Below are 550 nucleotides of genomic sequence, written 5' to 3'. Positions count from 1 at the left end.
CCATCCTTTAAAGAAAGCGTAATAGCTCACTAGTCGAGTCGGCCTGCGCGGAAGATGTAACGGGGCTAAACCAGGTACCGAAGCTACGGGTGTGCCTGCATCACTTAAGACTATTCGCTTAACGTCGCGAAGCGACGTTCAAGCCCTCCCGAACGTCGAGTTCGGTGGGGATGAATAGAGTAGGCTTAAGGATGCAGGCACGCGGTAGAGGAGCGTCGTGTACGCCAATGAAGGTGAATTGAGAAGTTCGCTGGAGGTATCACGAGTGCGAATGCTGACATGAGTAACGATAAAGGGAGTGAAAAACTCCCTCGCCGGAAGACCAAGGGTTTCTGTTCGACGCTAATCGGAGCAGAGTGAGTCGGCCCCTAAGGCGAGGCCGAAAGGCGTAGTCGATGGGAAACGGGTCAATATTCCCGTACCGGACATGGTTGCGATGGGGGGACGAAGAAGGCTAGATGAGCCAGGCGTTGGTTGTCCTGGTGAAAGTCAGTAGGCTGAGGAGTCAGGTAAATCCGGTTCCTCAAGGCCGAGAGACGAGACGAAGACA

1 rRNA gene is annotated in these 550 nt (G+C 54.2%); it reads left to right on the top strand.

Going from position 1 to position 550, the window contains the following annotated elements:
* Positions 1–550 (top strand): 23S ribosomal RNA (locus QC815_RS17330); the annotation flags it as partial.

The sequence above is a fragment of the Vreelandella gomseomensis genome (assembly GCF_031451645.1).
Taxonomy (GTDB): Bacteria; Pseudomonadota; Gammaproteobacteria; order Pseudomonadales; family Halomonadaceae; genus Vreelandella; species Vreelandella gomseomensis.
The sequence above is the reverse complement of the archived record's forward strand: the minus strand, read 5'-3'. Positions and strand labels throughout refer to the sequence as shown.